Origin of the sequence: Bacillus pfraonensis (genome assembly GCF_050768835.1) — a bacterium.
GTDB lineage: Bacteria > Bacillota > Bacilli > Bacillales > Bacillaceae_G > Bacillus_A > Bacillus_A pfraonensis.
The window spans coordinates 31643-53596 of record NZ_JAHCDO010000008.1 but is presented as its reverse complement, the minus strand read 5'-3'; the positions used below and the strand labels follow the sequence as shown (position 1 = coordinate 53596).

The following is a 21954-nucleotide window of genomic DNA, read 5'->3' as shown; positions in this document are numbered from 1 at the left end:
ATTAAAAAGACCACATATCTCACGATATGTAGTCCTTATATAGATAGAATATATTCATTTTTTCTTAAATTACATAACAATATACACATACAAAGTGAGCCAGACTACCTAATAACACAAAAATATGAAAAATTTCATGATGCCCCATATATTTAAATTCTAACCATTTTGGTTTAGCTCCATAAATAAATCCACCAATCGTGTAAAAAACACCACCAAGTACTAAAAATAAAATACCCTCTATACTTAGATTTTCCGATAATGGTGGGAAAAATAAAACAATTAACCATCCCATCATAAGATAAATTGCTGTTGATAACCACCTTGGACAGTTAAACCAAAACATTTTAAAAATAATACCACACAAAGCAGTTACATACACTAACCCAAATAATAATAAACCATTTGCATATTCTAATGTAATTAAACAAAAAGGTGCATATGTGCCTGCAATTAAGATGAAAATCATCGAATGATCCAGTTTTCTAAAGAAATAAATAACACGCTCGCTTGCTACAACACTGTGGTACACGGCCGAAGCTGCATAAAGTACCATCATCCCTACTCCAAATAGAATAACAGCTGAAATTGTAGAAACAGATGGCATTTTTACAGAGACCTTAACAAGCATAGCTAGCAAAGCAATAAATGATAAAATAGCGCCTCCTAGATGGGTAAACGCATTAACCGGTTCTCTTACATAAGCATTCATATTAACAACCCCTTATATAATTACATGTAGTTTTAATAACTACATGTAATTATATATACAATTCACCTAGAGGTCAACATTTACATTTTATTTGTTTCGTAATACCATATTTAAAGATAAATTGTACATTATTCTTATAAAGGTGAGGGTTTATATGGAAAACATACAGAACTTACTCGAAACACTACACTTAGAAAAAAATATTACACTTGAAGATATCCCTAATGTAGATTTATACGTAGATCAAGTGGTTCAATTATTTGAAAATAACTACGGTGATACAACACGAACAGAAGATGAAAAAGTACTTACAAAAACAATGATTAATAACTACGCAAAGGGAAAATTATTTATCCCTATAAAAAATAAGAAATACTCAAGAGAACATATGATTTTAATTAGTTTAATTTATCAATTGAAAGGAGCTCTCTCAATTAATGATATTAAAAGTTCTTTAGCGAACCTCAACGAGAGACTAATAAACGAGGATACTTTCGAGCTAGATACCCTCTATAAGGATTATCTTGAACTTACAGAAACAAATGTTGAGAATTTTAAAAGGGATGTAGATAACCGAGTAGCTGAAGTAACCACTGTTGCTTCATGTAAAGATAAAGAGTTAGAAAAATTTTTACTGCTAACTTCATTTGTAACAATGAGCAATATGTATAGACGTTTGGCAGAGAAATTAGTTGATGACTTGAAAGAATCTTAACCATAAAAAAAACTACCCACTTGTTAGAGTGGGTAGTTCTTTTACTTAATTGCCTCATGAACCTTTAACCGCTTACCTTTTATCGTTGTATTTTTCATTACTTTTAAAACAAGTGGACCTTTACCATTTAATATATCAACATAAGAAACATTATCTTGTATCGTAATAATTCCTATATCATCCGCTGTGACACCTGGAATTTTAGCAATCGTACCGACAAAATCTACTGCACGAATCTTCTTTTTCTTTCCACCATTAAAGTACAACTTCATAATATCTTTATTTAAACCTGCACTTTTCTCTTTTTTCATAATTGGTTTCGTGTTTATTTTCTCTTCAAAGGCTGCCTTTTTCTTTGCAACACCCTCTTTTGACGGAGCTTCTATTTTCTGAATTTCAAAACCAATATATTCTTCAATTTCTGCTAGAAATCTCTCTTCATATGGCGTTACAAATGTAATTGCTTTCCCACTATTACCAGCACGCCCCGTCCTTCCTGTCCGGTGTACATAATTTTCCTTTTCTAATGGAATATCATAGTTAATGACATGGGTAATATTTTCAATATCAATTCCTCTCGCTGCCACATCTGTCGCTACTAAATAACGGAATTTCCCTCTTTTAAAATCATTCATTACCGCAAAGCGATCTTCTTGTATCATACCGCCATGAAGTTTATCACAAGGGTAACCAGAACGTTTTAACTGTCTAAATACATGGTCTACATTTTCTTGTGTACGGCAGAAAATAATACAGCTATCTGGATTTTCGACAGTTGTGATATCTTTCAGAAGCGAAAACTTCTCTTCTTCTCTTACCTCTAAAAGCCTATGTTCAATTTTATCTGTCGTAATGCCAGATGCCTTTATCTCAATATTGATGGGTGATTTCATATATGTGCTTGATAAATTCTCAACGTCCTCTGGTAATGTCGCAGAAAATAACATTGTCATCCGATTTGTAGGTAATTCATCAATAATTGCCTCTACTTGATCAATAAAGCCCATATTTAACATTTCATCTGCCTCATCAATCACTAAATACTTTAATTTCTCTAAGCATAGGGTACCTTTTTCAATATGATCTAACACGCGTCCAGGAGTTCCGACAACAATATGTGTTTTTTGCTTTAATTCTAATTTTTGTCGTGCAAACGGTGATTTTCCGTAAACAGCTGTTGCCTTAATTCGTTTAAATCTTCCTATATTCGTGATGTCCTCTTTCACTTGCACAGCAAGCTCCCTCGTTGGCGTAAGTATTAATGCTTGCGGCTTATTTTCTTCCCATTTGACCATTTCACAAAGTGGAATCCCAAAAGAAGCTGTCTTTCCACTTCCAGTTTGCGACTTCACAACAAGGTCTTTCTTTTCTAGTGCAACTGGAATTACTTTTCCTTGCACTTCTGTTGGATTCTCATACTTTAAACTAGTAAGTGCTCTTATAATTTCCTTACTCAATGCATACTCTTTAAAACTTTTTCCACTCATGTACTAACCTCATTTTGTTATGTATTTTCTTTTATTTATTATTTAACCATAATCTAAATATTATATTTATCATTGCTCGCACTTCATTATACTGAAATTATGTCCCTAATCAAAAGCCATGTTCACCATTTGATAAAAATGAAGTTAATATAGTTATATGGACACAACTTTAGTTAAGTCCTTACAATGGATTTCAAGGAGGGAGTATCCGTATAACAAATAAAAAGGTTAATGAATAATTTAAATATGCCATTCCGGGCAATCTGTTAAAAAACTAAATAGCGAGTATGTTGTATCAGAAGTAACAATTTATACACGGATTTAAAAAAGTAAACCTTTACAAAACCCATCCAACTTACATTAATCATACCAATATTATGATGATTCCCTATGAAGGAAGTTTATCATCCTATGCACTTCAGGAAGCAATCCTAATATCCAACAAATAACTCAGTGAACTACCCACCACTTAACAACCTTACAATCTGTTTGAAGCAGGGACTTCTTTTCGGAAAATATGCTAAACTTCAGTGAATGCCCCCTTTAACACTCTTATGAGTTGTTTGAAGAAGGGGACTGAAGGTGCTGTTAAAATTATTAACGTTAATAACGAAATAAGAGGCCATTCAACACGTAATAATGTTGAACAGCCTCTTCTCCGGCAACCTATATAAATACTAAACTTATGAAATGCTTACAGTTCTTTTCTCCTCGGAAAGGTTATCTTTTTTCTCATAAGCCATCCTTATATCTTCTTCCTCAATATTCACTGTTTCTTTCACTATATAAATTGGACGATTTTTACTCTCATCATAAATACGCGCAATATATTGCCCAACAATACCGAGCCCTAGTAATTGAATACCACTGAAGAATGTAATAGCTACCATGATAGATGCCCAACCTGTTTGGATATCTTCCCCAATTACCTTAATTACAAAGGAATATAGCAATACTGCTATGGAAATAAAAACTGATAACAAACCTAGTGTCATTACAATTCTTAGTGGTTTCGTAGAGAAAGCAAAAATCCCATCTGATGCAAATTTAATCATTTTCTTTAATGGGTATTTTGTTTCACCAGCAAAACGCTCCTCGCGTTCATACTCTACATATGTTTGACGGAATCCAATCCAAGACATCATGCCTCGTACAAATCGATTTCGTTCTGTCATTTTCTTAAACACATCTGCTACCTTGCGATCAATGATTCGGAAATCACCTGTATCTTTTGGAATATCAATATCAGACATATAGTTTAAGAAACGATAGAAATATTTTGCTGTTAAAAGCTTAAACCACGTCTCACCCTTACGTTGTTTTCTTTTTGCATAAACAACTTCATAGCCTTCTTGCCATTTTGCAATTAGTTCAAGAATTACCTCTGGCGGATCTTGTAAATCTGCATCGATAATAACAATTGCATCTCCACTTGCACAGTCAATACCTGCTGTTACAGCGGTTTGATGACCAAAGTTACGTGCGAAGTTCACGACCTTTGCACGATCATCCCCGGCGGCAATTTCTTTTAAAATATCCATTGTACGGTCTGTACTACCATCATTTACAAAAATGAATTCATAGTTAATATTGTTTTGAACCATAACAGATTTCAATCGATTATAACACTCTTGTGCAACTTCTTCTTCAAAATACATAGGAACTACAACTGAAATTAGCTCTTTCATTCTTTATATCCACCTATTTCCACATCATAAAATAACCTCTATATTTATGACATACAAATTTATTTTAATACATATCTTATAAAATTATCCTTTGTTGTATTTGGTTATTAAGGATTCTATGTTATCACTATAATCTTTTAATAACGCTTTACCCATAGAATAAAATACAAAACAGTTTAATGTTGCTATGAACATTGCCATATTATTCTCACGTGAATAAAGAACAAATATTAAATTTAAAGAGATTGCAAAGGTTAATCCAAGGGTTATGCCTGTCCATTTTATATCATATAATAATACAAATATCACAAAAATTAATGTTGGGAAACTATATCTCTCATGCATTTGAGTAGGTAACATATAAAATGCAAAACATATAAATGTTGAAGCTTTCAATAACACCACTGTACTGCATTTACGGTTAAAGAAAACATACAGCCATGCCAAGAATACTGCTACAGCTAGAATCAATAATCCAACCCTCTTTAAACTTAAATGTGGCAAGATAATAATTGAGTCACTTACATCAGGTGTGATTCCAATTATATAATACCAAATATTCATTGCATTTAAAGTTACGGTTGGAAAAGTTCCTACTGCACTTAAATACCCTTGCTGTAACATATCATAAAATGTACCATGAACTACAAAATAAACCCCAAATATTAATAGTGGTATACAAAATCCAAGTATATACTTAAACAGTGGTTTAAATTCTCTTTTTTCCCACATTACCTTTAGGAAATAAATAGCAAAAACAGGAGCAATTACAATAGATTGAAATTTTGCTAGTAATGCTATAGCGAAAATAACACCAGATAATAGCGGATTAGAAACAAGTAATAATATTGAACAAACCATTAGTATAGCATGTAACATGTCTATTTGACCCCAAATAGGTCCATCTAGTAATACTGCAGGATTTAATGCCAAAAATGTTACCAATATCGCTCTTATAAAAGGATTTTCTATTTTTTTAGAAGCTATAGCCAAGATAATTATAGCCACCATATCAAATAAAATAGGTGGTATACGAACTAAAACATCACCAGCTACTGCCTGTAAATTAAAAGCAGCTAGTACTTTTCCATATATACCTAAAATCGCTAAAAAGAATGGTGGGTAATTTACACCATAACCGTATCCATAAACATCGGCTAGACCGTATTTCCCAACGGTTTCCATCCAGTTAACAAAAAAGTCTTGATCCCCAAGAAATCCTGGTAAGTTTGAAGCTAAATATATGCGTATTAAAAACGAAAATACAATTAATATAAGGAAATAGAAATGAAGCCAACTTAAATTTTTTAAGCGAAAGCCTCCTTCTCTACTACTTAATATATTCATATTTCCCCTCCTTTTTTTATATTTCATCACGATATTATTAATTAAAATCACAATTTAAAATGATATCATACGATTTAAATACCGTCAATTTTTACCAATCAAAAGAAAAAATGGGATAATATAAATTCTAATTATTCATACTTAATAATGTTTAAAAATAAAATGTAAATTGATAGGGTTGGCCTCATTTACCGTTAATTATTAGTTGAACCAATTGGACTTTTTTGAATAAATAAAAAAGGGCTATCTTCTCTCTAGAGTAGATAGCCCCTTTTTATTTATAGATTCATATCCCTTTAAATTCCCCTACATTATATCTACATAAGAAACTTTATCTTGCATTAGAATAATTCCGATATTTATACAGCTTCCCTTGTCTCTTTTAGCATTTTCATATTAGAAACCGCTTCTTCATGCTTCATTTCATCAAATTCATTTTCACTCTTTGCAACAACGATTGTAGCAATTCCATTGCCAATTAAGTTTACGATTGCTCTTCCCTCACTCATAAAACGATCAACACCAAGAAGTAATGCTAATCCTTCTAAAGGAATAACCTTTAGTGCCGCTAACGTAGATGCTAATACAATAAACCCACTTCCTGTTACGCCAGCAGCGCCTTTAGACGTTAACATAAGTACTAAAATAATTGTAATTTGCTGTCCGATTGTTAAATCAACACCAAATACTTGCGCTAAAAAGACAACTGCCATGGATAAATAAATAGATGTACCATCCAGATTAAAAGAATAACCAGTCGGAATGACAAGGCCAACAACAGATTTTGAACAGCCATATCGTTCCATCTTATTCATCATTCTCGGAAGTACGGATTCCGAAGAACTTGTTCCTAATACAATTAATATTTCATCTCGAATAAACTTTAAATAATTCCATAAGCTAAATCCGTATATCTTACAAATAATATTTAAAACAACAAACACGAATAGGAACATCGTAATATATACTGACATCATCAATTTTCCAAGTGGTACGAGTGAAGCCAGCCCAAAATGACCAATTGTATAAGCCATTGCTCCAAACGCACCAAGCGGAGCGGCTTTCATTACATAGCCAATAATTTTAAAGAATACGTGTGAAAGTTTGTCTAAGAAATCAATCACTGAATTTCCTTTTTCACCAAGCGCAGCTAAACCTACCCCAAATAGAATTGAAAAGAATAACACTTGTAAAATGTCACCCTTAGCAAACGCATCAACCATATTAGAAGGGACGATGTGAGTAACAAAATCAATCCAATTAATACCCTGTCCCCCGCCTTGTGTATATTTAGATACATCTCCTTTGGCAAGTTCATTAAAGTTAAGACCTGAACCTGGTTTCATAACATTTACAACGATTAATCCAACAATAAGTGCGAATGTTGTCACAACCTCAAAGTAAATAAAAGCTTTTCCACCGACCTTACCAACCTTCTTCATATCTCCCATTTTGGCAATACCAAGTACAATTGTTAAAAAAATAATTGGTGCGATTACCATTTTTACAGCATTAATAAATGTATCACCTATCGGCTTCATTTCCTTCCCAACACTTGGCCACATAAGCCCGACCAATACGCCTAGCACAATAGCTGTTAATACTTGAAAGGTTAAATTTTTAAATAATCGTTTCACCTTCATTTCTCCTCTCCTTTTTGAAAGCTTTCTCATCCTTATGTTTTTACATAATGATAGCGTTTTCAATAAGAGGTGAGAAGTTTATGGTCATAACGAATATTTTGGTCATTTTGGTCTCACTTTTTTACTTCACGATATACATAACGATTGACTGGCCTTCCAACTCCCCCATACTGTACTGCCAAACGAATGAATCCCTCTTTTTCCAAATAATCTAAGTAACGCCGAGCCGTAACTCTAGCTATCCCAATCGCACTAGCTACCTCTTCTGCAGAACGAGATTCATCTTGTTTTTTTACATACGCCTCAATTTCATTTAATGTAAATTCATTTAATCCCTTTGGCAAATTGCTTACTTTCTTCTTAGAACGTCCAGCATATAATAATACATCCAGTTGTTCTTGTGAAATTGCCCCGGATTCCTTCAAACTCATTCTATATTGTCGATACTTTTCTAAAGCTTGCTGAATTCTGTATAACTTAAAAGGCTTAATAATATAATCCATTGCCCCATTTTGAAGCATGAGTTTAATTGTTTCCCTATCCTTTGCAGCTGAAACAACGATTACATCTGTTTCTAACTCTTGTTTTCGAAATTCCTGCAATACCTTAATACCATTCTTTTTCGGCATAAAAATATCTAAAATAACAAGATCTGGATTTATTTTTTTTGCAAGATGGACTCCCTCCTCACCATTATTAGCGACAGCAACTACTTGAAATCCCTTTACGCTTCTAATAAATTCTTTATTTACTTCTTGAACCATTGGATCGTCTTCCACTAATAGTACCTTGATCTCCTCTTTATAGTTCATACAATTCCGCCTCCATCTTCATTGGAAAAGTAATGATAAAAGAAGTTCCTTCACCTTGAAAAGATGAAATGTTAATTTCCCCTCTTCCCTTTTCAATAATTTGCTTTACTAAGAAAAGTCCATAACCTGTCCCGCTAATTTTATTTACAGTAAACCCTTTCTCATACACTTTTGGTAAATGCTCTTCTTTTATTCCGCATCCATTATCCTCAATCAATATCGCACATACATCTTCAGACTGTTCAATACTAATATCAATTCTTTTATTCTTTACATCCGTTTGTTCAAATGATCCAAACGCATTTTCAATTAAGTTACCTAGTAATACAACAAAATCATGTTGATCTAATTGATAAGGAAATTCTTCTAAATAACTATTTTGATCAATTACAACTTGTATCCCTAATTCCTTTCCGCGGCTTATCTTGCTCAAAAGAAGACCTGCAATCGCATCATTTTTTATCGTTTCATTTAAAAAATTTGTTACACTACCCTGTTCTTCTGAAGTGTGGAAAGCAAGTTGTAATGCCTGATCTGCTTTACCAAGTTGAATTAAACCTGCTATTGTATGAAGTTTATTCATATGCTCATGGCTTTGTACACGCAGTGCCTCTACAAAGGTTTTCACTCCTGTTAATTCCTCTGCAAGTTTTGTAACTTCAGTACGATCTTGAAAGATTGCCACAGCACCAATTAATTCATTATCTTTCTTGATTGGTATACGATTACTTAAAATTACCTTTCCACTTACTTTTATCTCTTCATTATATACTGCCCGATTCCTCTCCACGATTTCTGGAAGTCTCGTATCCTTTAAAACTGCACGAATAGGCTTCCCTACAACATTTCCCTCTACTCGAAAAACTTGCTTTGCTTTTTCATTAAAAATAGTAATAATTTCTTGATTATCAATTGCAATCACACCCTCATTAATCGAATGAAAGGTTGCTGTTCGTTCTTCTAACATTCGTTTAATTTCATAAGGTTCTAACTGAAACATCTGTTTTTTAATATGATTGGCAAGCATCAACGAACCACTCAAACCAAATATTAAAGTTAATATAACAATAAAAGTAATCTCTTCTGCTAATCCAAGCATAATTTCCCAAAAGTTTGGTATTTTGTTCCCTACTACAACAACACCAATTTGATTTAAATTTTGATCCTTAATAGGCATAAAAGCACGAATTACAGTACCTATCTCTCCTTTTGCTTTTGAAAAGTAAATATGCTCCGCAAATGCTGGTTCTTCGTCCGTCCCTTTTGATGGTCTCCCAATCATTTCTTTTACAGGATGAGAATATCGAATTCGCTCCATATTCATTACTACTATGTATTCTGTTTCATTAATCACTCGAATATTTTCAATAGCTGGATTCAATGTAAACCACCCTGTTGTTTCCTGAAGTGATTTCTTTACATCTGACAGCTCTGCTACCGTCCGCGCCGTATTCATAGATCTAATTCTTAATTCTTTTTCTTCCTTTTGTTGAATATTTGCAATGATAACAATTCCACCTATAAATAGCGAAAAAATAACTACTGCATAGGATAAAATCGTAATTTTCCAGCGGATAGGCATTTGTTTCACTGTCCGTCCCCCTTTCCCCTAAAAGCATCTTTACGAATAAAAATCTTCTCTGTATGCTTACAATAACGACCTACGAGGAGGTTTAAGATGAAAAAAATCGCTATTTTTATACTCCTTTTTATTGTTTTCATTACTAGCGCTTTATTTGTAGGGTTTCACAGTCTTTTTTCCCAAGGTAAACTTGCTTATGACGATGACCAAGAAGGACTAAATAAACAAATTGTTTTCAAGTTTAGTCATGTTGTAGCAGAAAATACACCTAAAGGACTTGCGGCTAGTAAATTTGCTGAGCTTGTTAACGAGAAATCAAATGGAAATATAAAAATAGAAATTTTCCCAAACGGGAGCCTCTATTCTGATATAGAAGAAATCCGTGCTTTAAAAGCTGGACAAGTTCATTTCATTGCCCCTTCTACCTCAAAACTTGGAATGCTCTCTCACGGATGGGGCGTACTGGATCTGCCATTTGCTTTTCCAAGTTATGAAGCCATTCAAGAAGGCTTAAACGGAAAAATTGGGGAACAATTACTTCAATCCTTACAGAAAGATAAAATTAAAGGTCTTGCTCATTGGTCAAATGGCTTTAAGCAAATTACTTCAAATAAAGGGCCCATTCATACACCTAAAGATATACAAGGACAATCCTTTCGCATTATGCAAAGTGATGTAATCCAATCCCAATTTGATTTATTAAAAGTTGATGCGCATCAAGATTCATTTAACTCTACATATAAATTAATTGAAACTGGAAAAGTTGATGGCGAAGAAAATACAATATCAAATATCTACTCTAAAAAATTTTATAACGTTCAAAACTATTTGACAATTAGTAATCATGGGTATTTAGGCTATGTTGTCATGATGGATCAACAAATATGGAATCAACAAACAGAAAAAACGCAGCAAATATTACTTGAAGCAATGAAAGAAACAACAGAATGGAACAACCATCAATCCATCCAAATGAATGAAAAACAACTTGAACTTATTAAACAAAATTCATCCATCCAAATTCATAGACTAACTGATGTAGAAAAGAAAGAATGGGAAAAAGTACTATCTCCCACATACGAAGACCTTGCTCCTACAATTGGAGAACAATTGGTAAATGATTTAAAAGAATTGAAAAATAAATATCAATTTCCTGAAGAAAATAAATAACAAAAAAGAGTATCAAAAATACTCTTTTTTGTTATTTCGCTATTATATTTCAAAATATTATTCGGCATTACCACTTAAATTTTAATAATATATCTTTTTAAATACGAACATTTTACCTATAAAACAATAATTAATTCGGTATTATCTATAATAATTTAAAATTTAACCCCTATATTTGATAAATATACATGAAAACCTTTGACTTAATGAAAAAAATGATGTACATTATCTTTTGGACGAACATTTTTTTAAGTTTAAAATAAAATATTCGTATTTAGGGGTGTAATTCGTGGAAAAAGTATTCGACTATGAAGATATTCAATTAATTCCTGCAAAATGTATAGTAAATAGCCGTTCTGAGTGTGATACAAGTGTCACTTTAGGAAAACATACATTTAAATTACCTGTCGTACCTGCAAACATGCAAACAATTATAGATGAAAAGATCGCTGTATATTTAGCTGAAAATAAATATTTCTATATCATGCATCGTTTTGAGCCAGAAAAACGTATCTCTTTCATTAAAGATATGCACTTACGTGGATTAATCGCATCCATTAGTGTTGGCGTTAAAGAAGAAGAGTATGAATTTGTACAACAATTAGCTGCTGAGCAGCTTTGTCCTGAATATATTACAATAGATATCGCACATGGTCATTCCAATGCGGTAATAAAAATGATTCAACATATTAAACAACATTTACCTGAAAGCTTTGTTATTGCAGGAAATGTTGGAACTCCAGAGGCAGTAAGAGAGCTAGAAAATGCTGGTGCTGATGCAACAAAAGTAGGAATCGGACCTGGTAAAGTATGCATCACGAAAATTAAAACAGGCTTTGGAACTGGTGGCTGGCAATTAGCTGCACTTCGCTGGTGTGCAAAAGCTGCAAGTAAACCAATTATTGCTGACGGCGGTATTCGTACTCATGGTGATGTAGCGAAATCCATTAAATTTGGCGCGACTATGGTTATGATTGGTTCATTATTTGCTGGTCATGAAGAATCTCCAGGAGAAACAATTGAGAAAGACGGAAAGCTTTACAAGGAATACTTTGGCTCAGCTTCAGAATTCCAAAAAGGCGAAAAGAAAAACGTAGAAGGTAAAAAAATGTTTGTCGAACATAAAGGATCTTTAGAAGATACATTAATTGAAATGGAACAAGATCTTCAATCTTCTATTTCTTATGCTGGTGGAACGAAATTAGAAGCAATTCGCACTGTAGATTATGTTGTCGTGAAAAACTCAATCTTTAATGGTGATAAAGTATATTAAGCTTTATTTACTTTTTAAATGTAATGAATATTGATTCGTATATAAAAAATGAGCAAGGTACTTTATTTTGTACTTGCTCATTTTTTTCTTATGATATAAATTTCCGATATACATGTGTAACTTGAACAATCTCAAATTCTAATAATTTGTATAAGGCCTCTTTATTATTTCATATATTGCTCAACTAATTCATAGCATCTTTCTTTTGTAGTTTTTGCTAAAGATTCTGTATAACCTACTTGTGCTAATGTTCCTTCTCCTTCAGATACGTATACTTCTTTAGCTTTACGATCTCGGTATGATATCCAATCACGTTGTTTTTCCTTTAATGTATTCATTTCATTAGCGGATAGTTGTGTTTTTAATACACCGTAAATATCATTTAATGCATCATCCCATGCTTTATACTTTTTACCCGCTCCTTCTTTCATCTTAGACGTGATTCCTTCTGCATACAGGTAATCTAAACTACTTAAACTCCCTTCAATATTATTTAACTTACTTAAGTATTCACTCTTCTTACCTTTATTAGTTTCTTCAACTCTTTTTCTTAGTGTTTCCTCTCTCTGTTTCACTTCTTCTGCCCTTTGTTTTGCTTCTTGTTCTCTTTGTTTCGCTTCTTCTGCTTTTTCTTTTTCTAATTGTGCTATATCTTGGGCCATTTGAGTAATTTGTTCCGTTGCTTTTTGATAATATATTTTCAACTCTTCATTATCTTTTGTTTCTTCTACAACTGCATTTAGTATTTCTTTTGCTTCTAAAAATTTTTGATTATTTTTTAATCCCTCTACTTTTGCAAATTGACTATTATACTTTTCTATTTTTTCCTTTTTGACCACTATAGATTCTCGTTGCCCTTTCGCTTGTTTATTTAACGTTTTAGAGCCACCCTCTATTTCCTCAATTTCTTCCAACAAGGTATTTGCCTCATCTAACTTTGCCTCTTTCACAGCTTTCAAGGCTTCCATCATTTTATTTGTTTGCGTGATTAGTACTTTTACTTTTTCATCTTCTTTTTGCTCTCCTAGCGCTAATTCAAACGAAGCTAGTGCCTTATCATATTCTTTATTTGCTAGTGCTAACTCTCCTTGCTTAATTGCCTTTTCGGATGTTTTATCATTACTACATCCTACTATCAAAAGAGATATCATTCCTAAAGTTGCTATTAATTTTTTCACATTAATTCCCCCCAAACTGCTTATATTCTCCCTTTAAAATTTACTGAAGAGAAGACTTGTTTCATGATAATTCAAATAAAAATATCTATCCCTAACAATTAAAATTCTCAATAAATTTATATATAGATTAAATGATTATGTATATATTTTCAAATTAATAAGCAATTATCATCCTCAAGAAATCAAAGAAGCTAGGAGAGGAATCGACTGCTCGTAAAGGACTAATCGGTGTGAACTAATGATCAATGGGGAAGAAAGAATCCCCCACTGATTAAAGCTTCACTTTATCCACCTATTTTCCAAATCTCTTACGGTATCCGCATTTTCTACATAGTTCTTCTACTGCTACCCTACGTGAAAATCCATCTACAATATTTTTCGCTCTATCTCTTTCAATAATTTCAGAGAATGGGGCCTCATTAATATTTCCAAGGTTAATAATTCCCTCACCATCTAAACAACAAGGAATAACAGTTCCGTTTGCTAAAATACCTGCTTGATTTCGAAGACCATGACAGAAGCCCTTTCCATCATCCTCTTCTTCATGCAAAGCCGGCCACTGAAATTCATAATCTTGGTTAATAAAGATGCGATCCGCAAGTTTTACACCACTTCCTGGTGTAATCTTCTCTTCAATTTTGTATGGTAAATCAAATTCTTTCTCAATAATTTCTAATAACTGTCTATTTCGTTGTATTTCAAGATTCGTTTTATTGTCTTGTGTAAGGTTCCATAGTCTTAGTGACACAATTAATTCCGATTGACTCGTTGCTTCTTTAATAAAGGAGAGGATACTTCTTACATATCCTTCTTTATCTTCAGATCCCGGATGACCGTCAAAACTATGAAGCGAGAAATTCATCTGTCTTAGTGCAGGTTTATTTAATAATTTATGCCTCTTTTTATTAATTAACGTTCCATTGGTTGTAATATTAACTTTAAATCCTTTTTCATGACTTAAATCTAACAATTGATCTATTTTAGGATGGAGCAGCGGCTCACCTTTTACATGTAAATAAATGTAGTCTGTGTGAGGTTTAATTTGGTCTAATCTCTTAGAAAAATCCTCCACAGAAAGAAATTGCTTCTGTCGTTCTGTTGGTGGACAAAAGCTGCATGCGAGATTACATACACTAGTAATCTCTAGATAAAACTTCTTAAACTTTTTCAACCTCAATTCCCCACTTCTTTAACTACTTAGAACACAATGAAAAATTGTTCTATCAATATTACAGCACAATTTTTTATAAATAGAAACAAACTTATTCAAGGAAACTAATTTTACCATTTTCTCTGTTTAGAAGAACATAATTGTATTGTTCATATTCCACTACAACCTAAACAATAATTCGTTCAATTATTACGAAGCATTAAAAAGACCATCGGGGATTATTTTCCAATGGTCTTCTTAATAGGAATAATCTAATAGATAACTATAGTATTGTAGAAATTTTAATAAAAAATATTCTTACGTATATCGAATTTTCCTAATCGTTATAACACATCTAACAGATAGTTCCTTTTATTTATGATAAGGTTCACCACGATTAATCCGAAACGCCCGATATACTTGCTCTAAAAGTACCAATCTCATCAACTGATGCGGTAATGTCATTTTTGAGAATGAAAGTGATTCGTTAGAGCGCTTCATCACTTCCGAACTAAGCCCTAGTGATCCCCCAATAACAAATGCTATTTTACTTTTTCCATACGTAGCAAGACGATCAAGATTCGCTGCAAATTCTTCTGATGATTTTTGTTTTCCTTCAATTGCTAATGCAATCACATGCGTATCATCTGAAATTTTATCTAGTATACGTATACCTTCTTTTTCTTTTACAATTAACATTTCTGCTTCACTTAAATTTTCCGGTGCCTTTTCATCCGGTAATTCAATCACTTCTACTTTTGCGTACGCAGAAAGTCGTTTTAAGTATTCTGCAATACCTTGTTTTAAATATTTTTCTTTTAATTTCCCAATCGAAATAATCGAGATATTCACACGTATTCCCCACCTTACAAACACGTTATCCACAAAACTTATCCACATATCCACAACTATTACCCACATATTGTGTGAGAATCTGTGTTCGATACAACATATGTCGCCTTGTTTTGACAAAATTCACACGTTTTTTCTTCTTTCTTGGAGTTATCCACATTGTTGATAACCGGTGCTACTTCGCACTCATCCACAATGATATCTAATGCTAATTCTACATGTTCTAAACAACAAGGTAACTTCATATTTTTCACCTCACTATTCCACAATAGAAAACAGGAGGATAGTCCTCCTGTTTTCTTAATAGTTTTGACTACCTAATTTCACCGTTGTTGTTGCTCGTTTTGTACCACGATAAAACGTCAGGGTCATTTTATCGTCAATTTTTTTATTATATAATACCGTTCGAAATCCGATAATATTATGGACTTGCTTTCCATCAACGGCCACAATTACATCATGTTCCCGAAGTCCTGCATTTGCGCCAGGAGATGGACTTTTCACGTCTAAAATGCAGACACCATCTGTTACACTACTTGGTAAATGCAACGTTTCAGACCAGTAATAATTTGGAATTTCATTTAAAGATCTAAGTTCAACCCCAACATAAGGCCGTCTTACTTTTCCATGCTTTTCAAGCTCATTCATAACAGGCACTGCTCTTGTAACTGGGATAGCAAGTCCAATACCTTCTACTTCTTTTGCTGCAATTTTCATCGAGTTGATTCCAATTAGTTGTCCTGCTGCATTTACAAGTGCGCCGCCACTATTCCCTGGATTAATAGCTGCGTCTGTTTGTAATACTTCTACTTGCCAGTCATAATGTCCATCCTGATCTAAGTCTACAGGAACAATTCTCTCATTTGCAGAAATAATTCCTTGTGTAACAGTTCCTGAGAATTGTAATCCAAGTGGGTTTCCAATTGCAATTACTGCTTCTCCACGACGAACTGTATTAGAATCTCCTATCTCAATGACTTTCTTTACATGTTTCGCATCTATTTCTAAAACCGCTAAATCTGTAACTACATCACTACCTAATACTTTACCAGGTACTTTTTTACCGTCGCTTAAGCTCACCTCAATACGATTTGCCCCTGCGACAACATGATGATTTGTTACGATATGAGCATGACCATTTGTTTTCTTATAAATCACACCTGATCCTGTCCCAGCTTCCGCATCCGCTTCTGAAAAATTATCACGTTGTATGTTAATAATTCCAACAACAGCCTCAGAAGCACGATCAACAGCATCTACAAATCCCGAATGCCCTACTCGCATTGTATTTGTTTGCGATGGTTTAAGTCCATTCCCTTCGCTTGCTTCCGCTTGCTCTATTGTTTGTGAACCAGAATCAGAAAATAAAGGGGCTCCAAATGCAAACAATGAAGCCCCAACAATTGTTCCTGCTATGCTAGAAATAACGATACCTTTGTGCTTCTTTTTACCAGTTCGTTTCATACGAAATTCTTCTTCATCAATAAAGGACATACTTGTTCACCAATCCTCCCGAAAACAACTATATTCTCCTTTATTGTTTACTAAAACCAAGAATTATACGTATTGAATTTTCGTTGGTGCCTTTGGATCCGTATCATGTACCTCAAATGCTTCCCCAACTGCAAAACCTTTCTCTTCTAGCACCTGCGCAACAGACATACGTGCTAGTTCTTTCATATTATTATCTAAACTCAAATGCGCTAAATAAATATGTTTCGTCTCATCTGTGATAACATCAGTCATTGCAAGTGCAGCATCTTCATTAGAAACGTGACCTACATCGCTTAAGATACGTCGCTTTATACTCCATGGATAGCGTCCCATACGAAGCATTTCAACATCATGATTACTTTCAAATACAAAGGCATTTGCTCCTTTAATGATACCTTTCATACGGTCGCTCACATACCCCGTATCTGTAATAAGAGCTAATTTCCTACCATTATGATGAAATGCATAAAACATCGGCTCTGCTGCATCATGAGAAACACCAAATGATTCCACTTCAATATCTCCGAATGTTTTCACATCGCCAATAGAGAAAATAAATTTTTGGTCTGTTGGAATGTTACCAATTAAATGTTCCATAGCATTCCACGTTTTTTCATTTGCATACACAGGTAACTGATATTTACGTGCTAACACACCAAGACCTTTAATATGATCACTATGCTCATGTGTTACAAGAATGCCTGATATATCTTGAATGTCCAATTCAGCTTGCTGAAATAAAGCTTCTGTCGCTTTTCCACTCAAGCCTGCATCAATGAGCAATTTCTGTTTTTCGGTCCCTACATATAGCGCATTTCCTGTACTGCCGCTTGCAAGTACACTAAAATGCAAACTCATTTCTGCTCACTCCATTATTTTTTCTTTTTCATTTTCCTTTTCTTTCTCTAGCTCAATTACTTGTCCCTCAATAGCATTTACAAAATAATCTACTTTTCGATCTGTTTTTAAATTCCATGTCGGAGCAAGCACTTGTATATTAGAAGCTGCAGATGTAACAAGAGTTGCATATCCAATCTGCGCTTCTTTAAAATGCGTATTTTGTTTTATTTCCTTCTTAAAGTATAAATTTTCTAAAGCTGTTTGAGCTGTAATAATCTCTTGCTCTTTTGCTTTTTCATTCTCACCCATCTCTTTTAAATCGGTTAACATTGTTTGTGTATACGAAATAAATTCACCTTTCTCATTTAAATCGACAACAATCATCCCATGATCATTATAAAAGATAGGTTTATCTTTATATTTTTGAAAGAAATAGATTTTCGTTGCTTCTGCTTTACCAAACTCATATTTCTGACCATCTAGCACATAATTTTTCAAGAAATCACTATATTTATCTTTAGACAGTGTTTTTGCATGTAATAATGGTTCTTTTAATTTACTTACAATTGTGTTTCTATCCTGCAAAGTAACTGCTTGGTTTTTTAAGGAACGGATGTCCTCTTCTTTAAATTCCTTATTTTTTGCTGTGATAAAGGAATCTTTCTTTGGTTCTTTTGGTAAATCACCAACTGTAATTTTATCATCTTTTAACTGTTGATCTACCTTTGTTTCTGCCATTAACTCTAATTGGTTACTATCCTGCTTTTGAATGAATTGAAACACGAGGAAGAGGTCTAAAATAAAAAAGGTAACAATAAATATTGTCTTAATCCGATTCCAGTCCAATTAGCTCTCCCTCCTTCTCTTCACTCCACTCAAATACTTGTTGATCTTCACCATAAATCACATACCAAATCGGCTTTAAGCTTCCCGTTACAACCTGCCCATTTGGTCCATTTGGTCCATTTTCTGGTACTAATTTATAGCCAATTCCTATATCTTGAATTAACTTTTTATCTACATCCGAATTTTTTTGTAATGATTCTATAACAGTCCATCCAGCTGGAAGTACTGTCTTTTTATCCTCACCTTTATCAATTACCAAATTAAATAATGGACGCTTATAGCTAATTAATTCTTCCGCTCCCCATACTTGTGTTAATGCGGTCATTCCTTCGCTATTAAATACGGGTAAATCTTCTTCATATAAGCGGAACTTTGTTTTCCCCTTGGAATTTAGATAATCGAATCTATATGCATCTGTTAAGCCGCTATGACTATTAACAAATTCAAAACTTCTTTGCATAAGAATGTTTCCATACATACGTGCACCACTAACCACAGATGAATTTGTATACTTTAACATTCGGTTCTGCTTATTGATTTGCATAAGACGAATACCATCCGTATAAGTTTCTTCTAATTCATTAGAAATAGGAGTCACATAACGCGGGTCACTAAACAGTGCATTTTTAAATGATTCTACAGGTAAATCCCGTGTAAAATATAAAAAACCCTGCATTTCTGTTGAACCATCCGGTAAAAATATTCTTTTTGTATCATTTATATCATACGGAAAATAAGGTCTTGCTAAAGCTAAAAATTGATTTTGTGCATTTACAATTTCACTTAGATTTACACCTGTTAATGTCATTTTATATACTTTATGATGGTTATAAGAAACGAAATTTACATCAATATTTTGATCACGACTTTTAGAAGGATCGATAACAATACGATCAAAATTATACGTATCTAATTTCTTATCTTTAATTGTTAATACGCCCCTAATCGCATCAAACGGAACCTCGGTCGGAAAGACAATTTCAATCTTCCCTTCTCCATGCACATAAGAGAGGAAATCACCTTTAGAGATAGAGTTCGTGATAGTGATATCCTTAAAATCATGAAATTCACCTTTCTCAATAACTCTATATAACAAGTTAATATTCTCTCTCTTTTCACTTGCAAAATGCTTCTTATCCTTATGAACAATCATATAGGATGGGACAATTACATTTGAAACATCTTTTTTTATTGCTTCTGCATTTCCTTGGACAAACTTTGTACTTTGCATCGAATTAGAATCTGGTACGTACGTCCATAAATTAAAAGTAAGAAACAGACTAATGACAACTAGGTTAATAAGAACGATGGTTTTAAAGTTTTCCATATTCATTCCCAATCGTCCTCTTCTTCCTTCGCCATTGGAAGAGTGAAATAAATGGTTGTCCCTTTCCCTTCTTCACTTTTTGCCCAAATAGATCCACCATGCGCCACAATCATTTCCTTAGCAATAGCTAAACCTAGGCCTGTTCCGCCCATCTGTCTTGAACGCGCCTTATCTACACGATAAAAACGTTCGAAAATCTTCTCCACATTTTCTTTTGGAATCCCCATTCCTTGGTCACTCACACTAATTTCTAGCATATCCTCTCGATCACGCAGGCGATATGTTACTGTTCCACCTTCAGGAGAATATTTTAAGGCATTCGAAATAATGTTATATAAAACTTGTGTAATTTTATCAGCATCCATATCAATGAATCGAGATTTCTTAGAAAATGAGCGTTTAAAGATTACATTTTGTTCTTTCGACATTTCAAAACGATCGATAACATTATTAAAGAAATCTGTAAAGTCTACCCATTCTTTCATTAAACGATGTTCTGTACTATCTAACTTAGATAATTGTAACAATGCATTTACAAGTCGAATCATTCTTTCCGTTTCTTCTTGTGTAACTGTTAAAAATTGTGGTGCAATATTCGGGTCTTGCCATGCACCATCACTAAGTGCCTCTAAATAGCTACGCATCGTTGTTAACGGTGTCCGTAGTTCATGTGACACGTTCGCCACAAACTCACGGCGCTCACGATCAATACGCTCTTGTTCTGTCACATCATATAATACAGCGATTAAACCATTTGCTTTACCTGTTTCCTTTTGAATAACAGAAAAACTAGCTCGCAGAATATACGGTTCATTTCTCGTACTAAAATCTAATAACACAGAATCTGGTTCTTCATATAAATGATCGAGTGTAAATTCCTCTTGAATACCTAATACTTCTAAAACAGACTGATCTAATGCCGTTTCACGTGAAACGTTTAACATCTTTTCTGCAGGATCATTTAATAAAATAATATCTCCTTTTCGATCAGTAGCGATTACTCCATCTGTCATATGAGATAAAACAGAAGAGAGCTTACGTCTCTCACTTTCAGTCGAAGAACGTGCTTGTTGTAATTTTTTTGATAAATTATTAAACGCTAGTGCTAATTGACCAATTTCATCATGACTATGGACTTTTACTTTACGAGAGTAATTTCCCTTTGCCATTTCAATTGCTTGTCTACGCATATCTGAAATTGGCCTTGTAATTGTTTGAGCTAATAAAATTCCTAAAACTGCTGTTACTAATAAAGCAATTACTGTCCCGGTTGCAAAAATTTGATTGATATCCTTCATCTGCTTATAAACATCTTCCATAGAAGCAACGATATGAATAACACCAATTATTTTCCCCTTATCGCCTTCAATTGGGGTTGCCATAACTTGAACACGATGGCCAGTACTTCCATCCTTCTCAATCTTTCCTTCAGCCTTTTTTTGCACAAGGGCCCTTTGCACTGATATGTCCGTTATTGTTTTCCCTACCATACCTTGTTTAGATAGATTAGATATTGCTAGTAGGCGCCTGTCCGGGTCAATAACACGTACTTCTTGAATATCCTTTTTCCGGTCTAAAGCAAAATCAGTAATTGATGTTTGAAGCGCCTTTTCTAAAGGTATATCTGTTTTTCCACGCTCTTTTGTAAACTCCTGCTTCAAATTATAGGACAATAGATTCGTTTGCTGCGTTAATGAATCTTTAAAACTTTGTACGAGACTTTTCTCAAGTTCACGAACAAAATATACACCAATAACCTGCATTGCTATTAAAATTAATAGCATATATATGAGCACAAACTTCAAATGAATCGATTGAAAAAAACCAACTTTCTTCAT

General features: G+C 33.5%; 18 protein-coding genes and 1 pseudogene. 3 read left to right on the top strand and 16 right to left on the bottom strand.

The window, feature by feature from the left end:
* Positions 1 to 64: 64 nt before the first annotated feature.
* A complete protein-coding gene (trhA, locus tag KFD70_RS09105) occupies positions 65 to 712 on the bottom strand; it encodes a PAQR family membrane homeostasis protein TrhA (RefSeq protein WP_336451447.1) in 648 nt (215 codons plus the stop codon).
* 154 nt (positions 713 to 866) lie between these two features.
* On the opposite strand from trhA, the gene KFD70_RS09100 reads away from it, so the two are divergent.
* Entirely contained in the window at positions 867 to 1427 is a 561-nt protein-coding gene (locus KFD70_RS09100; protein WP_431613142.1) for a DUF1836 domain-containing protein, read from the top strand.
* A gap of 41 nt (positions 1428 to 1468) precedes the next feature.
* Here KFD70_RS09100 and KFD70_RS09095 read toward each other — a convergent pair whose 3' ends face one another.
* From KFD70_RS09095 to KFD70_RS09070, 6 genes are all read right to left on the bottom strand, one after another.
* Positions 1469 to 2914 (bottom strand): DEAD/DEAH box helicase, encoded by a 1446-nt coding sequence (locus KFD70_RS09095; RefSeq protein ID WP_431613141.1) that lies wholly within the window; start codon positions 2912 to 2914, stop codon positions 1469 to 1471.
* 683 nt (positions 2915 to 3597) lie between these two features.
* Positions 3598 to 4602 carry a glycosyltransferase family 2 protein gene (locus KFD70_RS09090; RefSeq protein ID WP_336451444.1) on the bottom strand — a complete coding sequence of 335 codons (1005 nt, stop codon included), beginning with the start codon at positions 4600 to 4602 and terminating at the stop codon, positions 3598 to 3600.
* A gap of 84 nt (positions 4603 to 4686) precedes the next feature.
* On the bottom strand, positions 4687 to 5949 hold the full coding sequence (locus KFD70_RS09085; protein ID WP_431613140.1) for a hypothetical protein: 1263 nt from the start codon (positions 5947 to 5949) through the stop codon (positions 4687 to 4689).
* Positions 5950 to 6308: 359 nt separating this feature from the next.
* Entirely contained in the window at positions 6309 to 7592 is a 1284-nt protein-coding gene (gene dctP / locus KFD70_RS09080; RefSeq protein ID WP_431613139.1) for a C4-dicarboxylate transporter DctP, read from the bottom strand.
* 113 nt (positions 7593 to 7705) lie between these two features.
* Positions 7706 to 8404 carry a response regulator gene (locus KFD70_RS09075; RefSeq protein ID WP_431613138.1) on the bottom strand — a complete coding sequence of 233 codons (699 nt, stop codon included), beginning with the start codon at positions 8402 to 8404 and terminating at the stop codon, positions 7706 to 7708.
* Complete coding sequence (locus KFD70_RS09070; protein ID WP_336451703.1) at positions 8394 to 9986, bottom strand: ATP-binding protein; 1593 nt, start codon at positions 9984 to 9986, stop codon at positions 8394 to 8396. Before KFD70_RS09070 ends, KFD70_RS09075 begins: the two co-directional genes overlap by 11 nt.
* Before the next feature lie 96 nt (positions 9987 to 10082).
* Between KFD70_RS09070 and KFD70_RS09065 the strand changes: the two genes are divergently transcribed.
* Entirely contained in the window at positions 10083 to 11156 is a 1074-nt protein-coding gene (locus KFD70_RS09065) for a DctP family TRAP transporter solute-binding subunit (protein WP_431613137.1), read from the top strand.
* Between the two features lie 289 nt (positions 11157 to 11445).
* The gene (gene guaC, locus KFD70_RS09060) at positions 11446 to 12429 is read left to right on the top strand and encodes a GMP reductase (protein ID WP_431613136.1); all 984 of its coding nucleotides are present in this window, start codon (positions 11446 to 11448) and stop codon (positions 12427 to 12429) included.
* A 164-nt stretch (positions 12430 to 12593) separates the two neighbouring features.
* Here the strand turns inward: guaC and KFD70_RS09055 are convergent, their stop codons facing one another.
* The 9 genes and pseudogenes from KFD70_RS09055 to walK all read right to left on the bottom strand — a co-directional run bounded on the left by KFD70_RS09055 (position 12594) and on the right by walK (position 21954).
* Positions 12594 to 13607, bottom strand: coding sequence for a lysozyme inhibitor LprI family protein (locus tag KFD70_RS09055; protein ID WP_431613135.1), 1014 nt, complete (start codon positions 13605 to 13607; stop codon positions 12594 to 12596).
* Positions 13608 to 13899: 292 nt separating this feature from the next.
* A complete protein-coding gene (locus KFD70_RS09050) occupies positions 13900 to 14778 on the bottom strand; it encodes a radical SAM/SPASM domain-containing protein (RefSeq protein ID WP_336451437.1) in 879 nt (292 codons plus the stop codon).
* Positions 14779 to 15129: 351 nt separating this feature from the next.
* Positions 15130 to 15609 carry a 23S rRNA (pseudouridine(1915)-N(3))-methyltransferase RlmH gene (rlmH, locus tag KFD70_RS09045; protein WP_098336916.1) on the bottom strand — a complete coding sequence of 160 codons (480 nt, stop codon included), beginning with the start codon at positions 15607 to 15609 and terminating at the stop codon, positions 15130 to 15132.
* Positions 15610 to 15668: 59 nt separating this feature from the next.
* A complete protein-coding gene (locus KFD70_RS09040) occupies positions 15669 to 15854 on the bottom strand; it encodes a CxxH/CxxC protein (RefSeq protein WP_174100912.1) in 186 nt (61 codons plus the stop codon).
* Positions 15855 to 15909: 55 nt separating this feature from the next.
* Positions 15910 to 17103, bottom strand: coding sequence for a S1C family serine protease (locus tag KFD70_RS09035; RefSeq protein WP_336451436.1), 1194 nt, complete (start codon positions 17101 to 17103; stop codon positions 15910 to 15912).
* A 63-nt stretch (positions 17104 to 17166) separates the two neighbouring features.
* Complete coding sequence (locus KFD70_RS09030; RefSeq protein ID WP_336451435.1) at positions 17167 to 17961, bottom strand: MBL fold metallo-hydrolase; 795 nt, start codon at positions 17959 to 17961, stop codon at positions 17167 to 17169.
* Positions 17945 to 18789: pseudogene (locus KFD70_RS09025) on the bottom strand (two-component system regulatory protein YycI). The gene KFD70_RS09030 and the pseudogene KFD70_RS09025 overlap by 17 nt, the downstream one beginning before the upstream one ends.
* Positions 18770 to 20122, bottom strand: a complete 1353-nt coding sequence (locus KFD70_RS09020; RefSeq protein ID WP_336451434.1) for a YycH family regulatory protein — start codon at positions 20120 to 20122, stop codon at positions 18770 to 18772. Before KFD70_RS09020 ends, KFD70_RS09025 begins: the two are co-directional and overlap by 20 nt.
* Positions 20119 to 21954, bottom strand: a complete 1836-nt coding sequence (walK, locus tag KFD70_RS09015; RefSeq protein WP_336451433.1) for a cell wall metabolism sensor histidine kinase WalK — start codon at positions 21952 to 21954, stop codon at positions 20119 to 20121. The genes KFD70_RS09020 and walK overlap by 4 nt, the downstream gene beginning before the upstream one ends.

Excerpts from the sequence above, each read along its gene's own strand:
- trhA (WP_336451447.1), bottom strand. The coding sequence starts at position 712 with ATGAATGCTTATGTAAGAGAACCGGTTAATGCGTTTACCCATCTAGGA.
- KFD70_RS09100 (WP_431613142.1), top strand. The coding sequence starts at position 867 with ATGGAAAACATACAGAACTTACTCGAAACACTACACTTAGAAAAAAAT.
- KFD70_RS09095 (WP_431613141.1), bottom strand. The coding sequence starts at position 2,914 with ATGAGTGGAAAAAGTTTTAAAGAGTATGCATTGAGTAAGGAAATTATA.
- KFD70_RS09090 (WP_336451444.1), bottom strand. The coding sequence starts at position 4,602 with ATGAAAGAGCTAATTTCAGTTGTAGTTCCTATGTATTTTGAAGAAGAA.
- KFD70_RS09085 (WP_431613140.1), bottom strand. The coding sequence starts at position 5,949 with ATGAATATATTAAGTAGTAGAGAAGGAGGCTTTCGCTTAAAAAATTTA.
- dctP (WP_431613139.1), bottom strand. The coding sequence starts at position 7,592 with ATGAAGGTGAAACGATTATTTAAAAATTTAACCTTTCAAGTATTAACA.
- KFD70_RS09075 (WP_431613138.1), bottom strand. The coding sequence starts at position 8,404 with ATGAACTATAAAGAGGAGATCAAGGTACTATTAGTGGAAGACGATCCA.
- KFD70_RS09070 (WP_336451703.1), bottom strand. The coding sequence starts at position 9,986 with ATGCCTATCCGCTGGAAAATTACGATTTTATCCTATGCAGTAGTTATT.
- KFD70_RS09065 (WP_431613137.1), top strand. The coding sequence starts at position 10,083 with ATGAAAAAAATCGCTATTTTTATACTCCTTTTTATTGTTTTCATTACT.
- KFD70_RS09040 (WP_174100912.1), bottom strand. The coding sequence starts at position 15,854 with ATGAAGTTACCTTGTTGTTTAGAACATGTAGAATTAGCATTAGATATC.
- KFD70_RS09035 (WP_336451436.1), bottom strand. The coding sequence starts at position 17,103 with ATGTCCTTTATTGATGAAGAAGAATTTCGTATGAAACGAACTGGTAAA.
- KFD70_RS09030 (WP_336451435.1), bottom strand. The coding sequence starts at position 17,961 with ATGAGTTTGCATTTTAGTGTACTTGCAAGCGGCAGTACAGGAAATGCG.
- KFD70_RS09020 (WP_336451434.1), bottom strand. The coding sequence starts at position 20,122 with ATGAATATGGAAAACTTTAAAACCATCGTTCTTATTAACCTAGTTGTC.
- walK (WP_336451433.1), bottom strand. The coding sequence starts at position 21,954 with ATGAAGAAAGTTGGTTTTTTTCAATCGATTCATTTGAAGTTTGTGCTC.